A 19,235-nucleotide genomic window follows, 5' to 3' on the forward strand; every position below is an offset into this window, starting at 1 on the left:
TAAAGTCAGAAAGAAGAGGTGAGCGTATATGACGCCATTATTAAAGGTACAAAACGTTGGGAAAAATTACGGCAAAGGCGCAAATACTTTTACAGCGCTATCGAATATATCATTTGAAGTAGAAAAGGGAGAGTTTGTTGGGGTAATGGGTCCTTCTGGGGCTGGAAAATCTACGCTTCTTAATGTATTAGCAACGATTGATACGCCAACAACTGGTGAAATTATTATTGAAGATACTAATTTGGCACGTATGAAGGATGCTGAATTAGCGGATTTTCGTCGAGACAATTTAGGGTTTATTTTCCAGGATTATAACTTGCTCGATTCTTTAACAGTGCGAGAAAATATTGTTTTACCACTAGCGATTGCAAAAATGCCGACAAAGGCTATTAATGCAAGAGTTGATCGAATTGCTGCATTGTTTGGAATTAGTGATTTGTTAAACAAATATCCTTATCAAATTTCAGGTGGGCAAAAGCAGCGTACAGCCTCGTCGCGAGCATTAGTGACAGAACCAAAACTAATTTTTGCCGATGAGCCTACAGGTGCGCTAGATTCAAAATCTGCAACCGATTTATTAGAAAGCTTAAGTGATTTAAACCAATCTCAAGCCGCAACGATTATGATGGTTACACATGATGCCTTTGCCGCTAGCTTCTGCCAGCGCATTCTATTTATTCAGGATGGACAGCTATCTAAGGAAATTCAACGTGGGACTCTAACGAGGAAGCAATTTTTCCAAGAGATCTTGCAGGTGCTATCTAGCATCGGGGGTGGAGTAAATGACGTTATTTAGTTTAGCGCGTAAAAATATTCAACGCAATTTATCGAATTACTTTTTATATATTGCCTCAATGGTATTTAGTATCGTTATTTACTTTACATTTGTGACGCTCAAATATAATGATGATCTTTCAGCCTTAAAGCAATCGTCACAACAAATTAAAGGTTTAATGAGTGCCTCGTCAGTCGTACTTCTGTTCTTCATTGTCATCTTTATGGCCTATTCCAACTCGTTTTTTATGAAGAAGCGGAAAAAGGAAGTAGCCCTTTACTCGTTACTAGGTGTACGTAAGCAAAAAATTGGCTTAATGCTCTTTTTTGAAAATTTAGTCATAGGGCTTGTCTCTCTTGTGTTTGGTATCCTTCTAGGTTTCTTTATGTCCCAAGGGCTATTAATGATACTAGTACGCTTAATGGGCTATGAAGTGGTTGGTAGCCTGACATTTTCAATGGAGGCGCTAATTAATACAACGGGCATTTTTACACTACTGTTTTTATTCACATCCTTACAAGGTTACCGTGTGATTTATCAATTTAAACTAATTGATTTATTCCATGCAGACAAACAGGGAGAGCAAATTCCACGTGCATCATTAGTAGCTGCTTTACTTGGCACTGTACTTATTGCATTTGGTTATTATACAGCTGCCTCTGATATGTTTACGAGTGAAATATGGAGATTCTTTACGGTATTAGGTACGCCATTAATGGTTATAGGGGTAACAATTGCAGGGACATACCTTCTATTCCATAGTGTGAGTGTCTTTGTATTAACAGCATTAAAGAAAGCAACATCATGGTCCTGGAAGGGTTTAAATTTAATCGGTGTTTCTCAGCTATTGTATCGTATTCGAGCCAATGCCAAATCGTTGTCAATCATTGCAATTTTAAGTGCCACTACGATTACAGCAGGTGGCGGTGTCTTCGGTATGTATTATAATGCAGAAGCTTCTGTACGTCAGATGCTGCCAAACACATTTATGTGGAAAGGCGAGACAGTAGAATTTTCACAACAAGATGTCTTATATAATGAAGCACTGGCTGTGAAAAATTTACGTGTGGATAATGAATTCTCATTTTTCGAATATACATTACTTAAGGAATCGGACTATAATCGCTTAGCGAAATTACAAGGCAAGGATAAAGAGCTACACATTCCAGAGGGTTCTACGGTTTTACTGGATGCAGCCTATGATGAACGATTTTCACATGATTTTACAGGTGAGGACTTTAAGCTACAAAACGGAGACTCCTTCCATGTAGAGAAGATGTACACGGAAAGCGTATTAAACTTTATAGCAGCTGGAACAGTTCTCGTTGTGAATGATCAAGAGTTTAAAGCTACTGATGCCGATGAGATTATGATGCAGGTTGTTGGATTGGACAATGATTTGAAACAACAGGACGTGTCGAAAGACATTTACCAGCAGTTGTCTTCTGAACAACAAGAATCATTTTCTAGTGTACCGCAAAGCTATGAGGATAGTTTAGCAACAGTTGGTGCCCTATTGTTTGTGGGAAGCTTCCTAGGATTGGTCTTCCTAGCGGCAACAGGCAGTATTATCTACTTCAAAATTTTAACGGAAGCCGAAGAAGATCAGGCAAAATATGCTATTTTAAATAAAATTGGTGTAAATAGTAAGCAAATCTTAAAGACAGTAGCAGGACAGGTCGCTGTTATCTTTAGTGCGCCGCTTATTGTGGGTATTGCACATAGTGTGTTTGCATTACTAGCATTTTCACAGCTATTTAACATGAATATTACAAAACCAGTCATCTTGTGGATGATTGCATATTCAGCTATTTACTTTATTTATTATATCTTTACCGTTCGTTCGTTTTATAAAATAGTGAGACAGGGGAATTAATATGAAAAAAGTATTTTTCGGAATAGGTGCATTGTTTATCTTATTCGTAGCAGGGTTAATTGTATTGATGACTGTAGATTTTAACCGATTAAATAAAGATACCTACTATGTTCATATCACGGCTGATGGTGAGGTAGAGGAGTATAAAGCAGATAGTGGTGAAATCTTTAAAATGTATTGGTACGAGCTACCTACTTACGATAAAAATGGGGAAGAGAAAACATTAAAGTTTTCTGCTCATAAAAATTTACGCCAGGATGCTTATTTAAAGCTTTACGTGAAAAAGGAAACAGAAGTTACTTCATTTGATGAAGTGAAATTCCATGAATTACCTGCTAAAGTGCAGGATCAAATGAAATAGCACAAAGAAGGAGTCTCAACATTTGAGACTCCTTTTTTTCCACACGAAAGTTCAGTGCAAAGTATTTAGCGTTTAAATTCAACTGGTTAAATTTGGTTTATTTATTTAGTATTCCTTTTGTAGATCAATAATAACGCATGTACCTTTTCCTTTTTCCGAGGTGATGGTCACTGTTCCTCCATGGGCCTCAATGATATCTCTAGCAATAGCTGTACCTAAACCAGTCCCAGCAGTATTGTCTGTATTTGTGCCTCGGTAATAGCGTTCAAAAATATGTTCTAGATCCTCTGGGTCTATTCCCTTGCCATTATCAGAAATTGTAAGAGTATGCTCATCAACAGACACATGGACAGATACATCGGGAGCATTATGAAGCAATGCATTGTGTAAAAAGTTCATGATAGCTCTGCGCATAAAATGTTCATCGATTTGATGCAGACTTTTCTCGGTTGTCGCCTCAAACATAAGATTAGCTTGTTCATATTGTGGTGTATTTAATGTTTCAATCACTATCTCTCGAATAAAAGGCACCATGTTCACTTCATTTAGTGTAAGTGGAAGCTGTTGATGTCTTAAACGCATCGTTAAATTTAAGTCATCCAGCAGATTTTGCATATGCAATGATTGCTTTTCTACGATTCGAGCATACTCCATTTGCTCAGTATTTGTTATTTGTGCATCATTCAATAGTTCTGCATAACCTCGAATAGAGGCAAGTGGTGTTTTCATATCGTGTGAGACATTACTAATCCATTCTTCACGCATAATCTCTAGTCTCTTTCGCTCCTGTTCATGGGCTGCCAATTCTCGTGATACTTCATTTAAGTTTTCAAAAACCGGCTTGTAGACACCACCAGGAGACTTAATAGACGTATGATCATGGTTCTTTAAATGATGAATGCGATCTATCATCGCATAAAGAGGTTTCGTTAATGTGCGACCAAAAAGCCACCCTACTAATGTAGCTACTAACAAGTCCGCAATTACGATGAACAGGCCAAATTTCCCTATAAACTGTAAAAGTGATGTGCCAGAAACATGCGTAACAAACCTTGTAACACCGCTACCTTTAATACCGATTAAATAACTAATGGAATCCTTACTGCCGATATACACCGTAGTATCAGAATCGAATTCTTTATATTTATATACTTGAATTAAGTCGATAGGTGCATAGTGCAATGGTGCTTTAGCTGGTGCAAAATGAGCATCAATCACTTGACCATTTTCATCAAGCAATTGTATCCAAGCATTTCTTTGATGCAATTCTTCGATTCCGTCTGCACGTATGGAGGTTGCTCCATTTTTTAACTCGATATATTTTTGAAATTCCCGCACAAAGTGCTCCTCTTTGGTGGCAGAAACGCCTTCAGAGTCAGTTGCTAGCCGATAAGTAAGGAGTCCCATGAAGATAGCTGTATTGACGAAAATAACAATGATGACGATAGAAAGTACAGAAAGGAGAAAGCGAGCGGTTAATTTCCACTTCATTCTTGTGCCTCTTTTGGCATGACAAACTTATAGCCAAGTCCTTTTACCGTTGTGATATATAGAGGATTAGAGGCATCTTCCTCAATTTTTTCACGCAATCGGCGAATATGCACCATAACAGTGTTATCGGAACCGAAGAAATCCTCTCCCCATACACGTTCAAACAATGTTTCTTTACTTAAGATTCGATTGGGATTGTGCATAAAACACGCCATTAATCCAATTTCCTTAGCTGTTAACTCCAATAATACGCCTTTTTTATGCACTTCAGTTTCATCGGCATTCAACTGAAATGGCCCAATTTGGAGTGCTTTTTCAACAATATTCGTTAGGGTATCTTGTGTTTGATAGCCAGCTCTACGTAATTGCGCCTTCACACGATAGGCTACTTCTTTCGGGCTAAAAGGTTTTGTAATATAATCGTCTCCGCCAATGGCTAGTCCTAAAATTTTATCAATTTCCTCATTTTTAGCAGACATAAAGAGCACAGGGACATGGGATACTTCACGGATACGTCTACATAAATCGTAGCCCTCACCATCGGGAAGCATGACATCTAGAAGTATAATATCGGGTGTTGTTTGTTGAAAGCTTGTCCAAGCATCGTGAATGGTACCAGCTGTATAAATTTGTTTGTAGCCCTCTTTTTGTAAACTTACTTTTAGTAGATTCGCTAAATCTGCCTCATCATCCACTACTAAAATGGTTGGTTCTTGCACTTGTTCACACGACCTTTCGATTTGGAAGAATCTTTACTGACAATTATTATAAATGAAATGTATAGAAAAGAGGAAATGTTGGGTTATATAGCTTAACCAGTAAATGTTTTTATTCTACAAGAGAAGAAGAACATTTTTTATATAAATCAATACCTGATGAAACCTTTACAGATTCTAAAGCGTAAAAAGAGTATGACAAATTAGGAGGAATGACGATGTTTAAAAAAATAGCAGCAGATGCACTTGGACTTTCAGATATTGGTGTGGTTGTGCCAAGAGAGGACTATGATAAGACAGATGCAGATGATTTTATCTTACATGAAATTGATGAAAAAATTTACTTTTTAATTAAAACGAAGGCAGATGAGTATTGCTTTACAAATCGTGCGATTATTCATGTAGATGGCGAAAGTGCTATGAGCAAGAAACGATTACTGCGACGCTATGACTACTCAATGTATACTGTGACAGAAGTTTTTCTCGAAACAGCAGGAACAATCGACCTTGATGTCGAAATTAAGTTTACAATCGGCAATTCCCCACTATCCATCGACATTCATAAACGCTTTATTGATGACATTAAAGATTTATATAAAGCACTACATGCCATTAGCTATGAACAAAAGAACAATGCTTATAAGCTAGAAGTAGCGGAAAAAAGTTTAAACATAGCATCATCATCACTTGGTCGAATTGGCAATGACAATATATCTCCTGCGTCGTCATTCAAAGAAATTACAAGCTTTGCGAATACTTGGATGATCGATCATAAAGATAAGTATAAAAAAGAAGACTTCTCACATATTTTTGATTTATATATGAACAATTGATAAAAATAGCTCTCTGCAAGTGTAGAGAGCATTTTTAACATATAACGATATACATAAAAATTATTCTAGGAGCGTGATTAGAAAATGACAAACGACATGCATGTGCTAGAAAAAGAAGAAGTAGAAAGTGATGATTTTATACAGCAACCTCAAGCCGCTGAAACATTGTTCGTAAATGAGTTTATTGATGGTATTTTAGATCCATCACAGAAGATGTTAGGGCCGCTTAAGGATGGTGGAACGATTATTGCCAATACAACACCTGGATGTTGGGGACCCATGCTTACTCCTACTATTCGTGGAGGACATGAAGTAACGAAGCCCGTGTTTGTAGAAGGAGCAGAGGTGGGAGACGCCATTGTTATAAAAATTAAATCTATTCAGGTCACATCTCTTGCAACTTCGTCTGGCCATGATGAAGCAATTGTAGATCGATTCATTGGTGATCCATTTGTTTCTGTAAAATGTCCAGGCTGTGGCAAGCTTCATCCAAGCACAGTTGTAAAAGGAATAGGCCCACATGCAATTCGATGTTCTACATGTGATACAGAAACGGCACCCTTTAAAATGACAAACGGCTATACGATGGCACTAGATCATAAAGGGCAAATGGGTGTAACTGTTGGGCGAGAGGGTGCTAGACGAATTGCACTTGATGCTAGAAACTACATGAGAACACCTGAAAACGCTGTACAAAATCCTGTTGTTGCATTGGCTCCAAGCGACTTAGTAGGTGTATTGGCGAGAATGCGACCATTTTTAGGTCAGCTTGGGACAACCCCTTCTAAAGCGATGCCTGATTCACATAATGCAGGTGACTTTGGTTCATTTTTAATTGGAGCACCACATGAATATGCTTTTACTCAAGAAGAATTGGATTTACATCGTACCGATGGACATATGGATATCAGCCGAGTACGAGAAGGTGCGACTATTATTTGTCCAGTCAAGGTACCAGGCGGTGGTGTATATATTGGAGACATGCATGCTATGCAAGGGGACGGCGAGATTGCAGGACATACAACCGATGTAGCGGGTATTGTGCAGCTTCAAGTTAAGGTATTGAAGAAAGTAGCTTTGGAAGGCCCAATTTTACTACCAAACGTAGAAGACTTACCTTATACAGCAAAGCCCTTTACCAAGGAAGAAAAACGTCGCGCACGTGAGCTAGCGGAGGAATTTGGTGTTAAGCAGGTAGAGGATGCATTCCCAGTGTCAGTGGTTGGTTCTGGTAAAACGTTAAATGAGGCGACTGATAACGCGATTAGTCGAGCTGCGAAGCTATTTGAGATGAGCGAACCAGAGGTTTTAAACAGAGCAACTATCACAGGCTCCATTGAAATCGGACGCCATCCAGGGGTTGTTACAGCCACTTTCCAAGTACCTAAAACTGTATTGAAAAAGGTAAGAATATATAAAACTATTAAAAAACAATATGACTAATAATGATTTCTTGAAAAAGCAAACTTTTAAAAGTTTGCTTTTTTGTATGAGCTACAAGTCAGATAAGTAAATGTTTGTCTGAAATTTGAAGTTTGGATTGAAATCTATTGTTGTGTTGATATAATAGTTAAAGTTTAACAATGATTAACAGGACCTTATATAAAATAGATGAGTATAGATGAGAAAAGTTGGTGTCTAATGACAGAAATTATAGGTGTAGAAAACAAAATAGAGAAAAAGAATAGTATAAAACCTTTTATATTAAAAATGAGAGGAGGAGGTCATGCTCCTTCTCGAACAAATTTCGCTGATGCCTTTACTGGAGCATTGGGAGGATTAATATGCATTTTTGTGTTGCTATGGTTAACTAACCTTACCGATTCACCATGGTTAATGGCATCATTAGGCGGTAGCTGTGTCCTTATATTTGTCGTCTGGAATGCACCTTTGTCCCAGCCTCGAAATATAATTGGAGGTCATTTCATTTCGGCATTTATCGGGTTGGCCATGTATTCATTACTAGGCTCCAATATATTGTCTATTAGTCTTGGTGTTGGATTAACTATATTTTTTATGGCCTTTTTAGGGGTCATCCATCCTCCAGCAGGCGCCAATCCTATAATTATTATTTTAGGAGGTTATGGTTGGAGTTATTTACTAACCCCTGTATTAATTGGAGCAATCATCATTGTATTTTTCGGTTTGTTGATCAATAATTTACGAGAAAAAAGAAAATATCCGTTGTTTTGGTAAAGATGATATCCATCTATGTAGTGTGTTCACTTATATAGATGGTTTTTTATATTTGTTAACGTTTTTGCTATGCATACCCATATTTTTTTAGCATATGTTAGTTAAGATTTGTTATATTGAAGAAAGAGTGTAAAAATCATGTATTTGAATGATAGGGGAAGATCTTTGTTGGTAGAAATTGATGGGAGGATCCATTTTTATGCTGTTGGACTGTGATGAGCAATTATTCATGGCTTATAAACAAAGAAGTAAAAAGGGTGCTGAAAATATACTAGCAACTTGGCTGGAGGCAGAGTCAAATCTGCAAGAAGATCCAAAAATACTTGGTACTTCACTTTCACCCAATCTATTTTTAGTAAACGAAGAAACGGCTAAGAATATTGCCTTTTCCACAGCACGTAAATATTGGGGTCATGTATCAACAGAAATGCAAATATATTTTGACAAATATGGCTTAGATTCAAAATTTGTGAATGAGCGTCTCAGTGCTTTTTTCTATACACAAAAAGGTAAAGATACTTTTTTTGAGCAGCTTTTTGCACAACATACAATAGACTTAGAACGATTAATTTGGTTAGTCTTTGGGAAAAGAATGCAAATAGCTATGCCAGTTAATGAGCTACAATCAATTATTTTATATAAATTTCAAGATGAATATTTAGTGCATATGATGTATAAAGAGCATGCATCTTTTTGGCATTGGCTTTTCACAAAAAAAGTTTATTCACTGCTTATCCACAAACCTTTAGAGCAATTCACATTTCTTTATGAAATAATGGGACATTTCGAGCATTCTGTGAGAGAAAATTGTGAACATGTGGATAACTTTGTGAATAACTATAAAGCGATACTGGATAAGTGTATAACTCATGTGGATAAGCATAATGCTAGCTGTTTGGCAAAGAAACAGTTACGTCTTTATCAAATTGTTACTCATTATTGCTTATCAGAAGGTGATTTTAATCGTGTCAAATCGTTTATTACCTCATTTGAAGCGGAATGGCGCTACTCAATGTATGCACTATCAGAGAAGGAAAAAGTGTTAATTGCCTATATTTTATTTCATATAGCAAATAGAGAACAGCAGAGTGAAAACGTTATACATTATGGTGAATATTTATTAGAGGATGAACGAATAAATAATTATGCCATTGAAATATTACTAGAGTATAAAGAGCTATTACCAAATCGTAAACCAACACCACCTGCCATTATTAAAAATTATCAGTTAAATTATTTAGAAAATTTATATGCCATTCTACTAGAGCATTATGTAAAAATGGCACGTTATGAGGATGGCTTACTTTTATTAAAAGAGCATGTTTTAGCATCGAATAAAAAAATTAATTCTTCATTAGTACAAAAAAACTTTAGTAGTGAACAGCTTATTGCAATTGAAGCATATGTTCAACAGGATATAGCACTTCATGTGAATAACTCTCTACAACATATTGGCTTGTCTGTGGAAGAGTGGCGACGCAATTATCGTCAACCAAATGCACCATACTATGTTGTAGCACAAAGTGCCTCCCTGCATATGTTAAATATTTTAAGAGTTTTGTTTGTAACAGAGCAGTACGAGCTTTTTGAAAAGTTAATGGAGATTTACAAAAAATATCTACTAATAGATGATCACTTTGAAAGCCTTCGTATGTTTATTAGTGCGTATGTATAAAAAAGGTGTCTAATACGTCACAGTATTAGACACCTTTCATAGTGTTGAAAAACAAAACATCAATAGAATTTTTGTGAAAGGTGAAAATGGTTTCTGTTGCAGGCTACTTGCTTTCCTGTGGGCGAGCGCCGAATCGCTTCCTCCGCTACCGCTCCGTGCAGGGTTTCGCCTGTCTCGCTATCCCACGGGAGTCAAGTAGCCCTCCACTCCAACCCACAAAAGTGCTTTCTTTTTGGCAAAGGTTACACAAATAAAATGGAGTGTTCACTACCCATGTCATTGATGGTTTCACTTTCCCACATTGAAAATAAAAGCTTATCCCCTCTAAGAATACAGATAATGGGAGATTTAATCTCTATGAAAAGTAAAGACACTTTGCAGAATGGTTGATTGGAGTGGAGCCAGCGTTACTCCTAGGGGATTTAGCGTCACAGATGAGACCCTGGAGCGAACGTAAGTGAGTGAAGCGGCTCATCGGACGCCCCCTGGAAAGGACGCTGGCGGAACGGAAATCAACCCCTCGCCTTGCTAAAAGATCTTTTTCTGCTAGTGACATGATCTTTTTCAACAACATGAAAAGTGTCTAATACGTCACAGTATTAGACACCTTTTTTACTCTAAAACGCCTTTTTCCTTCAAAGCCTCGATTTGTTCAGCATCAAAGCCCAGTGATAGTAAAACTTCCTCATTATGCTCGCCTAATTTAGCACCAACATGCTTGTATTCAGGCTGCGTACCATCAAATTTAAACGGAGAGGCAATTTGTTTTTGCATAGTGCCATCGCTTTTGGGTATAGTCACAATCATTTCTCGTGCCTTTAGCTGTGGATGCTCACATGCTTCAGGAAATGTTAGAACTGGCTCTACACAACCTTCGAAATCCTCGTTAAACACTTCAAGCCATTCCTCATATGTCTTGGACAAGAAGGCGTCGTGAACAGCCTCTTTAAAACGAATTTGCGTATAGTAGGAGTCATTGAAGGTATTATCGATCAATTCAGGAATATCGAGTGCTTCACAGAGTAATTTGCGAAATTGAGGCTCTAAACTACCGACAGAGAAAAACCGCCCATCCTTTGTTTTGTAAAAATCATAGTAACTGCCTCCATTTAAAATTTCTTGCTCTGGCTGTGGAACACGTCCACCTCCAATAAATGCTGCACCATACATAGCATTAAGTGAAAAGACAGCATCTGTCATACTAATATCGATGAACTGTCCTTCTCCTGTTTTTTCACGATGAAGGGCAGCAGCCAGTACGCCTATCGCTGCATGCATTGTCCCTCCAGCTATGTCAGCTAGTTGAACGCCCATGGAAACAGGCTTTTTATCCTTATGGCGGGAATAGTCGAGTAAGCCAGCTAAGGATAGATAGTTATTATCATGTCCTGGTCGATTACTATAAGGCCCTGTTTGTCCGTAGCCAGTAATCGCACAATAAATAACCTTAGGATTTATTTCTTTAAGCGCTTCATAGCCGATGCCAAGTCGTTGCATTACACCAGGTCGAAATCCTTCGATAATAACGTCATACTCCTGTACAAGTGATTTAACAATGTCGATAGCTTCTGGTGATTTTAAATTTAGCGTGATCGATTTTTTTGATCGATTTAAATGTTGATGGATATATGCCTCGTGATCATCGTCATAGGGAGGCATAATTCGTGTTAAATCAACCCGCTTTGAAGATTCAACATGGATGACATCTGCTCCTAAATCAGCAAATATCATTGTCGCCATTGGTCCTGGTAGTAATGCAGAAAAATCGAGAATTTTTAACCCCTTTAAAATGCCCAAATCTTCCAACCCCTTTTTGTGTAGGCTACACAACCATCTGTATGATGATGGCGAGTAGCGCTTTTCTCATAATCCCCATTGTGTGAAAAGCGTTTTCTATATACTGTATTACTACAGTTTATTATATTTTAATGAGTATTATAACAGATTGAATCTTAACTTGCCTATGCTAATTTTTATTATAAAATAAACGCTTCAACTTTTATATGTCAGAATAACAATAAAAGTAAAAAAATTTAGAATTTAGATTTTCTATCAAATTTCAGAAAATTAGCGTCAATTGTTGCAATTTTTAATCTAAGTAACTAAAAAGTTGGAATTTTGTTTGCCAGATTCTATATGATACGATCTCGTTTATTGATACAATCCTAGAGGTGTGTTGGATTCTTCTTACACAATTAATACATGTTACTTTTACCTATAGGAGTCTTTGCTTATAATAGGCACTAATTGTTTAGAATCTCAAAATATACATATAAAAAATCATAAATAGGAGGGGAAAAATGAAATCGCACCGATTAAAGTTAAAGCATCTTATAATGGGCGTAGCAATGGCAGCATTCTTTTTAACAAGCATAGGAAGTGTTTGGGGCGGATATAGGATGAACATTGATTCCATTAAGGAAAATGCGCTAGAAACGAATAGAGTTTATGCTCAAAAATTAGCATCAACTGCTGATTCTTATCTACACGAAGCTTTCCAAATATTAGGGTATAGCGCGGAGCAGGTTAGGACGAAAATGGATGATGAACAAGTATTGAATCAGGAAACAGAGCGTTTGAGATTGCAAAATCAAATGTTCAATTCGGTGGTTATAACAAATGCAAAGGGACTTGTTTTATCTGTCTCCCCGCCCTCTATAGAAATTAAAGGAGAGATTTTAACATCAATTGGCGCTAAAGAGGCATTAGCCAAAAAGACACCAATTATTTCTAAGCCATATGAGGCGATGACAGGGCGGCTCATCATTTTTATATCGCATCCTATTTTCTCGGAGTCCCATGAATATCTAGGAATGATTGCTGGCACTATTTATTTAAAGGAACCTAATGCCTTTAAAACCTTGTTGGGAGAACATTATAGTAAGGATGGTTCTTACGTATATGTAGTTGATTCAGAAGGACGAGTTATCTATCATCAAGATCCAAGTCGTATTAATGACATTGTAACAAAAAATAAAGTCGTTCAAGCTGTTACATCTGGCAAGGATGGTGCCCAACTAGTTGAGAATACAAAAGGAGTGAAAATGCTAGCTGGCTATAGTGCAGTGGCATCGACAGGGTGGGGAGTTGTTGCGCAGAAACCTTTAGAGGTAGCATTAGCCCCTTCCTTTGATCGTGTACAGGAGGTCATTATAAAATCTGTCCCTCTTATGTTTGTTTCCATTATCATTGTACTTTGGGCTGCAGCACGTATTGCGAATCCTTTACAACAATTAGCATCATTAACAGAAGAAAGTTTAGATAAGAAAAATGTAGAAGGTTTAAAATCTGTTAGTGGATGGTACTTTGAAGCCTATTCTTTGAAGAATGCATTGGTTCGAAGTTTATCGTTTCTACATGGACAGGTCTCCTTTTTCAAGGATCAATCTACTGTTGATCCACTGACGGGGATTACAAACCGACGTACAATGGATTCAATGCTTGCTGAATGGTTAGCAAGTAAGGTACCACATGTCATTATTTTGCTAGATTTAGACCACTTTAAAAGTGTGAATGATACATATGGACATGCAGTAGGTGATAAAGTTTTACAATTTTTGGCTAAAAAAATGGAATCAGTAGCTCGTGAAGGCGATGTATGTTGCCGGTACGGTGGCGAGGAATTTGTCATGCTTCTGCCGAACACGACTGTAGAGGAAGCCACACTAGTCGCAGAACAACTACGAAAAACTTTGGCTGATACGGTCAGTCCATGTGGTAGACCAATAACATTATCTGCAGGAATAGCGGCCTATCCAGCAATGGCAAGTACAACTGAAGCGCTAATTGAAGCGGCTGATGACGCACTTTACCTTGCGAAACAAGAAGGGCGAAATCAGGTAAAAGTTGGCGTCTCAAAAAAAGAATAAAAAAATATAACAAAAGAGCTTACAACCCAAATTTTTGGGGTAATGATTAATGCAAACATCATTTGGGCAAGCTGTGTATAAGTCATCAGCCACATGACTTTTAAATTATGTTCAAATGATATGTAACTCGGGCCACATCTCTTGATCGACTTGACAAGACGTAAGGTTATCCCCCTTTCCCTTATGACACCCCAAGTACGACTAGATGTATGCCTATATATCGTCAAAAGCCAAGCGAGCACCGATGCTCCTTGGCTTTTTTGCATTTTGGAATATTCTAAGCCTGGCAAGCTGTGGTTTTGATACGAATTATAGAAAGGTGATTAGTACAAGGAGCCTTTAAGGAAAACTTAGCTTTCCTTTTGATGACAACAAATTTGTTGCTCCTTAGCAATACCCTAAAATTTACCCTACTATTTTAGATTTATCTATGAAGGTACACTAGCCTTTGGTCGATATAAAGGATATGAGCAAAATGATATTTGTGCGTATCAAAATACATAAGCGAAAGGAAGAGTGGAATGGATAAATCTAAAATCCAAAAAGTAAATAAAGCCTTGATTGCAACAGTATTTGCTTCAAGTGGGATTGCTGTTGTAGTACCTCCACCAAATGCAGCAGCGGCTACTTCTCCCTTTACGGATATTAACCAGTACACAGATCATTATAACGATATTTTAAAATTATATTCACAAGGCGTAATTAAAGGGTTTGCTGACAATACATTTCGTCCAGATGTGAATGTAACACGTGGACAGGCAGCGAAAATGTTGGCAACTGTTTTAAAATTGGATACGAAAAGTATCCAAGATCCTTATTTTAAAGACGTACCTAAAGGTAGCGAATATTATAAATATGTCGCTGCATTGCAAAACGCAGGCATCATGTCGGGCTATTCAAACGGAACATTTATGCCAAATGAAGTTATTACTCGAGGCGAACTTGCCAAAATGGTAGTGGTTGGATTCCATCTAGAGGTATCCCAAAATTATAATAATATTTTTAAGGATGTTAATAGCCAAACAAGTAACGCCCTCTATATTCAAACAGTTATTGACTTAAATATTACCGAGGGTACAACCCCAGTTACTTTCTCACCGTTTGCTCCAGTAACCCGTGGACAGTTTGCTTCGTTTGTTGTAGGTTCACAGGAGAAGAAGAGCAATGAAACATCTTTCAAAATTACAAGTGTTGAAGATGATACAGTTTATGTAAATGGTGAATCTTACACAATTCCAGAACACCTTTCTCATATTTTTAACGACTATAATGCACCTGTCTTAAAAGGTGCCTATATTGAGGGTGATCTTTCAGGGAAAGTAATTCGATCCATTTCAAAGCTAACGCTGAATGCAAGTGGAACAAGTTCTCGTTCTCTCGATTTTGATGGAAATTACGGTTCTTTAGGTGCAACGATTGTAGTAAATGGTAATTATATCGAATTCTCTAATATGACATTGACAGGGACAATGTTTGTCAATGAAACAGTTCGCCCACCATTGCATATAGGGGCTGCAAACCATCAACCATTAGCTCTTGGACGTGTGGCAAGTAACAATATCTCATTCATCAATTGGTCGAATCCAGATAACAATAAAGGAGAAGATTCGTCAACTAACAATTCGAACGATCTTCAAAATTGGACAAAACCCAATAATGATAATGACAAGCCGTTCGTCAACTGGTCTAAAGAAAAAGAGGAAATGAAAAATGTTGAAAAGTATCTTGAATTCTATAACAGCAGTGTTTCTAGACTAGTAGTATCTCAAACTGGTACAAAAATTGAAACAAATACAAAATTACCACGTGTAGATATCATTGGAAATGTACGAGAGTTTGAAATTCAAGGGAATATTGGCACTTTAAATTTAAATACCGAAACAAAGCTTACAATTTATGGTTCAGGGAATATCGATTGGATCAATTACAATAGCTACAAAGATCTTGAGCTGTATATTGATGGCCGAATTGGCACATTATTTGTTGATAATTCATATGGCAAGATTGATATTGGAGATTATACGTATATTGATAAAGTTATTTTACCTAAGGACGTGTCACCAAATGATATCTTTGATGATTTCTTAGATGATAAAGATAATGTTGGAGAAATTACTGATCCAGATGGCAAACCAATCGATAAAGATGATAATGAGAACCAGAATCCTGATGATAAAACAAAACCTCTCGTTAGTATTACGGAACTCCAATTACTAAATGGTAGTGAGATACAAGTAGATTTCACTTCAGATGAGGTCGGTACTTACTACTATATTGTGCGTGAAAAGGATGTAGAGGCACCAAATAAAAGTGAAATGGTCAACCGTCTTTCAAACAAGAACGTAGCACATGGAACTGGTGCAGCCATTAAAGATAAGAATACTATTAAGGTTTCTAATTTAGGTGAGAAAAAAGAATATGTTATCTACATTATGGTAGTGGATGGATCGAAAAATGCATCAGATATTGCATCACAGTCTTTCCAAATGAAAGATGCATCACCACCAGCAGTAAAATCCTTACAAGTTACGCCTTTACATGGTGGAACAAGAGCTGAATTCAAATTCACTGCTAGTGAACCTGGAGACTATTACTATTATTTACGCCCAAAAACGACAGCGCCTGACCCAACAACAGCAGATATTGTTGCCAATCCAACGGGTAAAGGGAAAGCAAAGGCTGGCGCATTAGGCATAACAGAAATTTTAACAGGCTTACAGGCTGAAACAGGCTATCAGCTTTATGTTGTGATGAAAGATGAGTCTGGCAACTTTTCAGTAGACCCTGCTGTAGCAAAGGATTTTACAACGAAAGAGCTTGATAGTATTCATCCGTTTGTAGACAATGTGAAACTCGAACCTGCTGGTAAGGAAAACCAATTTTATGTTTATCTTAATGAGGCTTTAGATCCTGAAAGTGCGCGAGATGTAAATAATTATGAATTATCCGGAACAGTTATTGTTAATACAACAGGTCAGAAAAAAATTAAACCTTCTTCTGTGGAATACAAAGAAGGTGACAAAAAAGTATTATTTACCATCCCTTCAGGAACCGGTTTTGTTTACAAGGATACATTACGTGTAACGATTTTACCTGGTGTCAAGGATTTAGCAGGGAATGACTTTGAGAATTCGAATACAGTACAATCTGGTGAAAATATCCGTAACTTTGCGGAATACGTACATGAAAAATTTGAAATGCCTGTCATTAAAATAGAGAATATTGTAAATAAACCGGATGAATCGGATAATTTCAAACGAGTAGAAGTTGAGTTTAAACCAAGTAAGGCTGGTACGTACTATTATATGATGCTACCTGATACTGTTGTTGATAATGGTGAAACTAAAACATTTAAACAATATTTAACGGACAAAGGAATTACAGAGCGTGATTTTGTAAATGAATTTGCTTCAGATTCATCATCAAAATCCGGATATTTCCAAATAGATGGAAAAGATATTTATATTGAAATGGGCTCTGGACCAGCTGATTTAGAAGAAAAAACAAAAAAATTCCCAATTACTATTTCGAAAGACAAACTTAACCCATTCATAAGCTACTCTGTTTATATGGTTTTAAAAGATCGTGGTGGAGAAGTCTCTAAAATCACATCGAGAGAAATGATTGGAGATTCTAAGGCGCCTTTAATTTCTGATTTAGTGTTAAAATCAGGTACTATAAAAGGACCCGATGATAAACAAGCTACTATTAGCTTTAATACTGATGAGACAACAGAACTTCATTATTGGTTTGTTCCAAAGAAAAATGCTGACGGTAGTGAAAATCCAGATGCAAAACTTACAATAAACACAGCTGCAGAAAGAAAACAATTAGAAGATAAACTAAAATCCAGTCCTTCTATTAAAAAGAGTGGTAAAGGTGCCTCGGGTATATTAGATATGAGTGGAATTTCCTTAACCCCTCATACAGAATATGTTGTCTACTTTGGTGCACAAGATACGTACGGTAATTTTACTGTTTACACAGCTGATTCTGGCGGTAATAATCATGATGAATCAGAAAATGGCTGGATGAAACAAAACTTTTATTCAGATGGTACACCACCACGGTTTGAAAAAATTGTCGATGGGAAAAAGAAACAGAACATAGTTTATCGTAATCCTAATGAAACATTTACAATCACATTTAGTGAAGCTATTATGCGTGATTCAAGTGGCAAATCTACTATAAATGATTTAGGTTTGTTAAGTATTGAAAATGAAAATGGTGATGACATAACATCAGAATATCAATTTGTTTCTTACACAAGAGGTACAAAAACCACAGATGAAAGTTATTTAATTATAAAACCATCTTCGTCTGGTACAATGGACAAAACGTTTACAGTGAAAATGAAGGATGATGCAGTAGACTATCAAATTACAGGCTTTACTGGTAATAAATTTGATATCAATGACTTTGGTAAATATGTACATCAAGGTACAGTTACAAATAGCATTGAGGATGCAGTAGTGACGGGTACAAATATAGGTACAAGCAATGTTCCAGCTTCAAAAACAATGCGTGCTATTGTAAATATTGATGCCGATTTATCATACGAACAAAGATATTATTATGCAGTTACGGGCTCAGCAACTAAAATTGATCCACAGCTAGTAATTGATTTGGTTAAAGACCCTAACACACCTAACAATTCTATACTAGTCTATGGAACTGGTGTATTATCAGCAACAAACCCTGCAGGAAAGCAATTTACATTGGATTTAACTGCTCCTGTATCGACTACTCCTGGATATAATCCTATCTTTAGAAAAGGAAATAATTTCTTTATATTCACTTTAGATAAATTCGGTAATGTTGTATTAGCCAAAAATCAAAATAATATGAATAATAGTTACTTTGAAATTGGCTCTGATATTAAACCATAATAGTTACCAACACCCTTCAGCGTATACTGAGGGGTGCTTTTTTAGTCAATTAAATTTCACAGTGCTCAATCGTTTGTCAAATTGTGAACATTTCGCAGACTTTTATTCGAGTATCATTTCAAATATAGTAGTAGCAAGAAAGGAGATAGGAGGAGTTAGGTGCATTATGGGTGTTGAATTCTATATATCTGTGGGCTCATGCTGCTATCAAAGTGCTTTATGTTAGGAAGATTAAATTGAGTATATTATTTTAAGTCATACATGGTAGCAAAGGAACGCTCTAAGATATTGTTCTATAAGAGGATGAGCTGGAGTATTATTTGAATTTTTTAAAGCGACCATGCCTGTCCTACAAATCAAGAAATAGCAAAACTCATGATGTAATCTCTTTCAGTTGCAATATAGTTATATACCAATTTATACGAAATTGTGGAACTCCTTACCTACTGTGAAGGAGAGGCAAGGTTAGACCTTATTTTTTCCTACAAACAGAAGTTACAACAAAGCCTAAGTGGATGTATCCACTTGGGCTTTTCAGCTAGGGAGAAAGACTA

General features: G+C 36.8%; 12 protein-coding genes. 9 read left to right on the top strand and 3 right to left on the bottom strand.

Annotation, left to right across the window (positions count from 1 at the left end):
* Positions 1-28: 28 nt before the first annotated feature.
* From L6W14_RS00970 to L6W14_RS00980, 3 genes are read left to right on the top strand one after another with little or no spacing between them, the layout of a single operon-like run.
* On the top strand, positions 29-796 hold the full coding sequence (locus L6W14_RS00970) for an ABC transporter ATP-binding protein (protein ID WP_054548905.1): 768 nt from the start codon (positions 29-31) through the stop codon (positions 794-796).
* The gene (locus L6W14_RS00975) at positions 783-2,651 is read left to right on the top strand and encodes an ABC transporter permease (protein ID WP_131522173.1); all 1,869 of its coding nucleotides are present in this window, start codon (positions 783-785) and stop codon (positions 2,649-2,651) included. Before L6W14_RS00970 ends, L6W14_RS00975 begins: the two co-directional genes overlap by 14 nt.
* 1 nt (position 2,652) lies before the next feature.
* The gene (locus tag L6W14_RS00980) at positions 2,653-3,012 is read left to right on the top strand and encodes a YxeA family protein (protein WP_004233888.1); all 360 of its coding nucleotides are present in this window, start codon (positions 2,653-2,655) and stop codon (positions 3,010-3,012) included.
* Positions 3,013-3,117: 105 nt separating this feature from the next.
* Here the strand turns inward: L6W14_RS00980 and L6W14_RS00985 are convergent, their stop codons facing one another.
* Together L6W14_RS00985 and L6W14_RS00990 are read right to left on the bottom strand one after the other, a co-directional pair.
* Positions 3,118-4,503 (bottom strand): sensor histidine kinase, encoded by a 1,386-nt coding sequence (locus tag L6W14_RS00985; protein WP_237899073.1) that lies wholly within the window; start codon positions 4,501-4,503, stop codon positions 3,118-3,120.
* A complete protein-coding gene (locus L6W14_RS00990; protein ID WP_237899075.1) occupies positions 4,500-5,222 on the bottom strand; it encodes a response regulator transcription factor in 723 nt (240 codons plus the stop codon). The genes L6W14_RS00985 and L6W14_RS00990 overlap by 4 nt, the downstream gene beginning before the upstream one ends.
* A 215-nt stretch (positions 5,223-5,437) precedes the next feature.
* On the opposite strand from L6W14_RS00990, the gene L6W14_RS00995 reads away from it, so the two are divergent.
* The 4 genes from L6W14_RS00995 (at position 5,438) to L6W14_RS01010 (ending at position 9,923) form a co-directional block, all read left to right on the top strand.
* A complete protein-coding gene (locus L6W14_RS00995) occupies positions 5,438-6,052 on the top strand; it encodes a PH domain-containing protein (protein ID WP_048390761.1) in 615 nt (204 codons plus the stop codon).
* 84 nt (positions 6,053-6,136) lie between these two features.
* Positions 6,137-7,495 carry an acetamidase/formamidase family protein gene (locus L6W14_RS01000; protein ID WP_131522177.1) on the top strand — a complete coding sequence of 453 codons (1,359 nt, stop codon included), beginning with the start codon at positions 6,137-6,139 and terminating at the stop codon, positions 7,493-7,495.
* A 198-nt stretch (positions 7,496-7,693) separates the two neighbouring features.
* Positions 7,694-8,248, top strand: a complete 555-nt coding sequence (locus L6W14_RS01005; RefSeq protein ID WP_131522178.1) for an HPP family protein — start codon at positions 7,694-7,696, stop codon at positions 8,246-8,248.
* 199 nt (positions 8,249-8,447) lie between these two features.
* A complete protein-coding gene (locus tag L6W14_RS01010; RefSeq protein WP_131522179.1) occupies positions 8,448-9,923 on the top strand; it encodes a hypothetical protein in 1,476 nt (491 codons plus the stop codon).
* Positions 9,924-10,535: 612 nt separating this feature from the next.
* Here the strand turns inward: L6W14_RS01010 and L6W14_RS01015 are convergent.
* Positions 10,536-11,720, bottom strand: coding sequence for a CaiB/BaiF CoA transferase family protein (locus tag L6W14_RS01015; RefSeq protein WP_131522180.1), 1,185 nt, complete (start codon positions 11,718-11,720; stop codon positions 10,536-10,538).
* Positions 11,721-12,223: 503 nt separating this feature from the next.
* On the opposite strand from L6W14_RS01015, the gene L6W14_RS01020 reads away from it, so the two are divergent.
* Entirely contained in the window at positions 12,224-13,792 is a 1,569-nt protein-coding gene (locus tag L6W14_RS01020; protein WP_131522181.1) for a sensor domain-containing diguanylate cyclase, read from the top strand.
* A 521-nt stretch (positions 13,793-14,313) separates the two neighbouring features.
* Positions 14,314-18,681 (top strand): S-layer homology domain-containing protein, encoded by a 4,368-nt coding sequence (locus L6W14_RS01025; protein WP_237899083.1) that lies wholly within the window; start codon positions 14,314-14,316, stop codon positions 18,679-18,681.
* The last annotated feature ends 554 nt before the right edge of the window (positions 18,682-19,235 follow it).

It is taken from the genome of Lysinibacillus sp. ACHW1.5 (assembly GCF_022014815.1).
Classification (GTDB): domain Bacteria; phylum Bacillota; class Bacilli; order Bacillales_A; family Planococcaceae; genus Lysinibacillus; species Lysinibacillus capsici.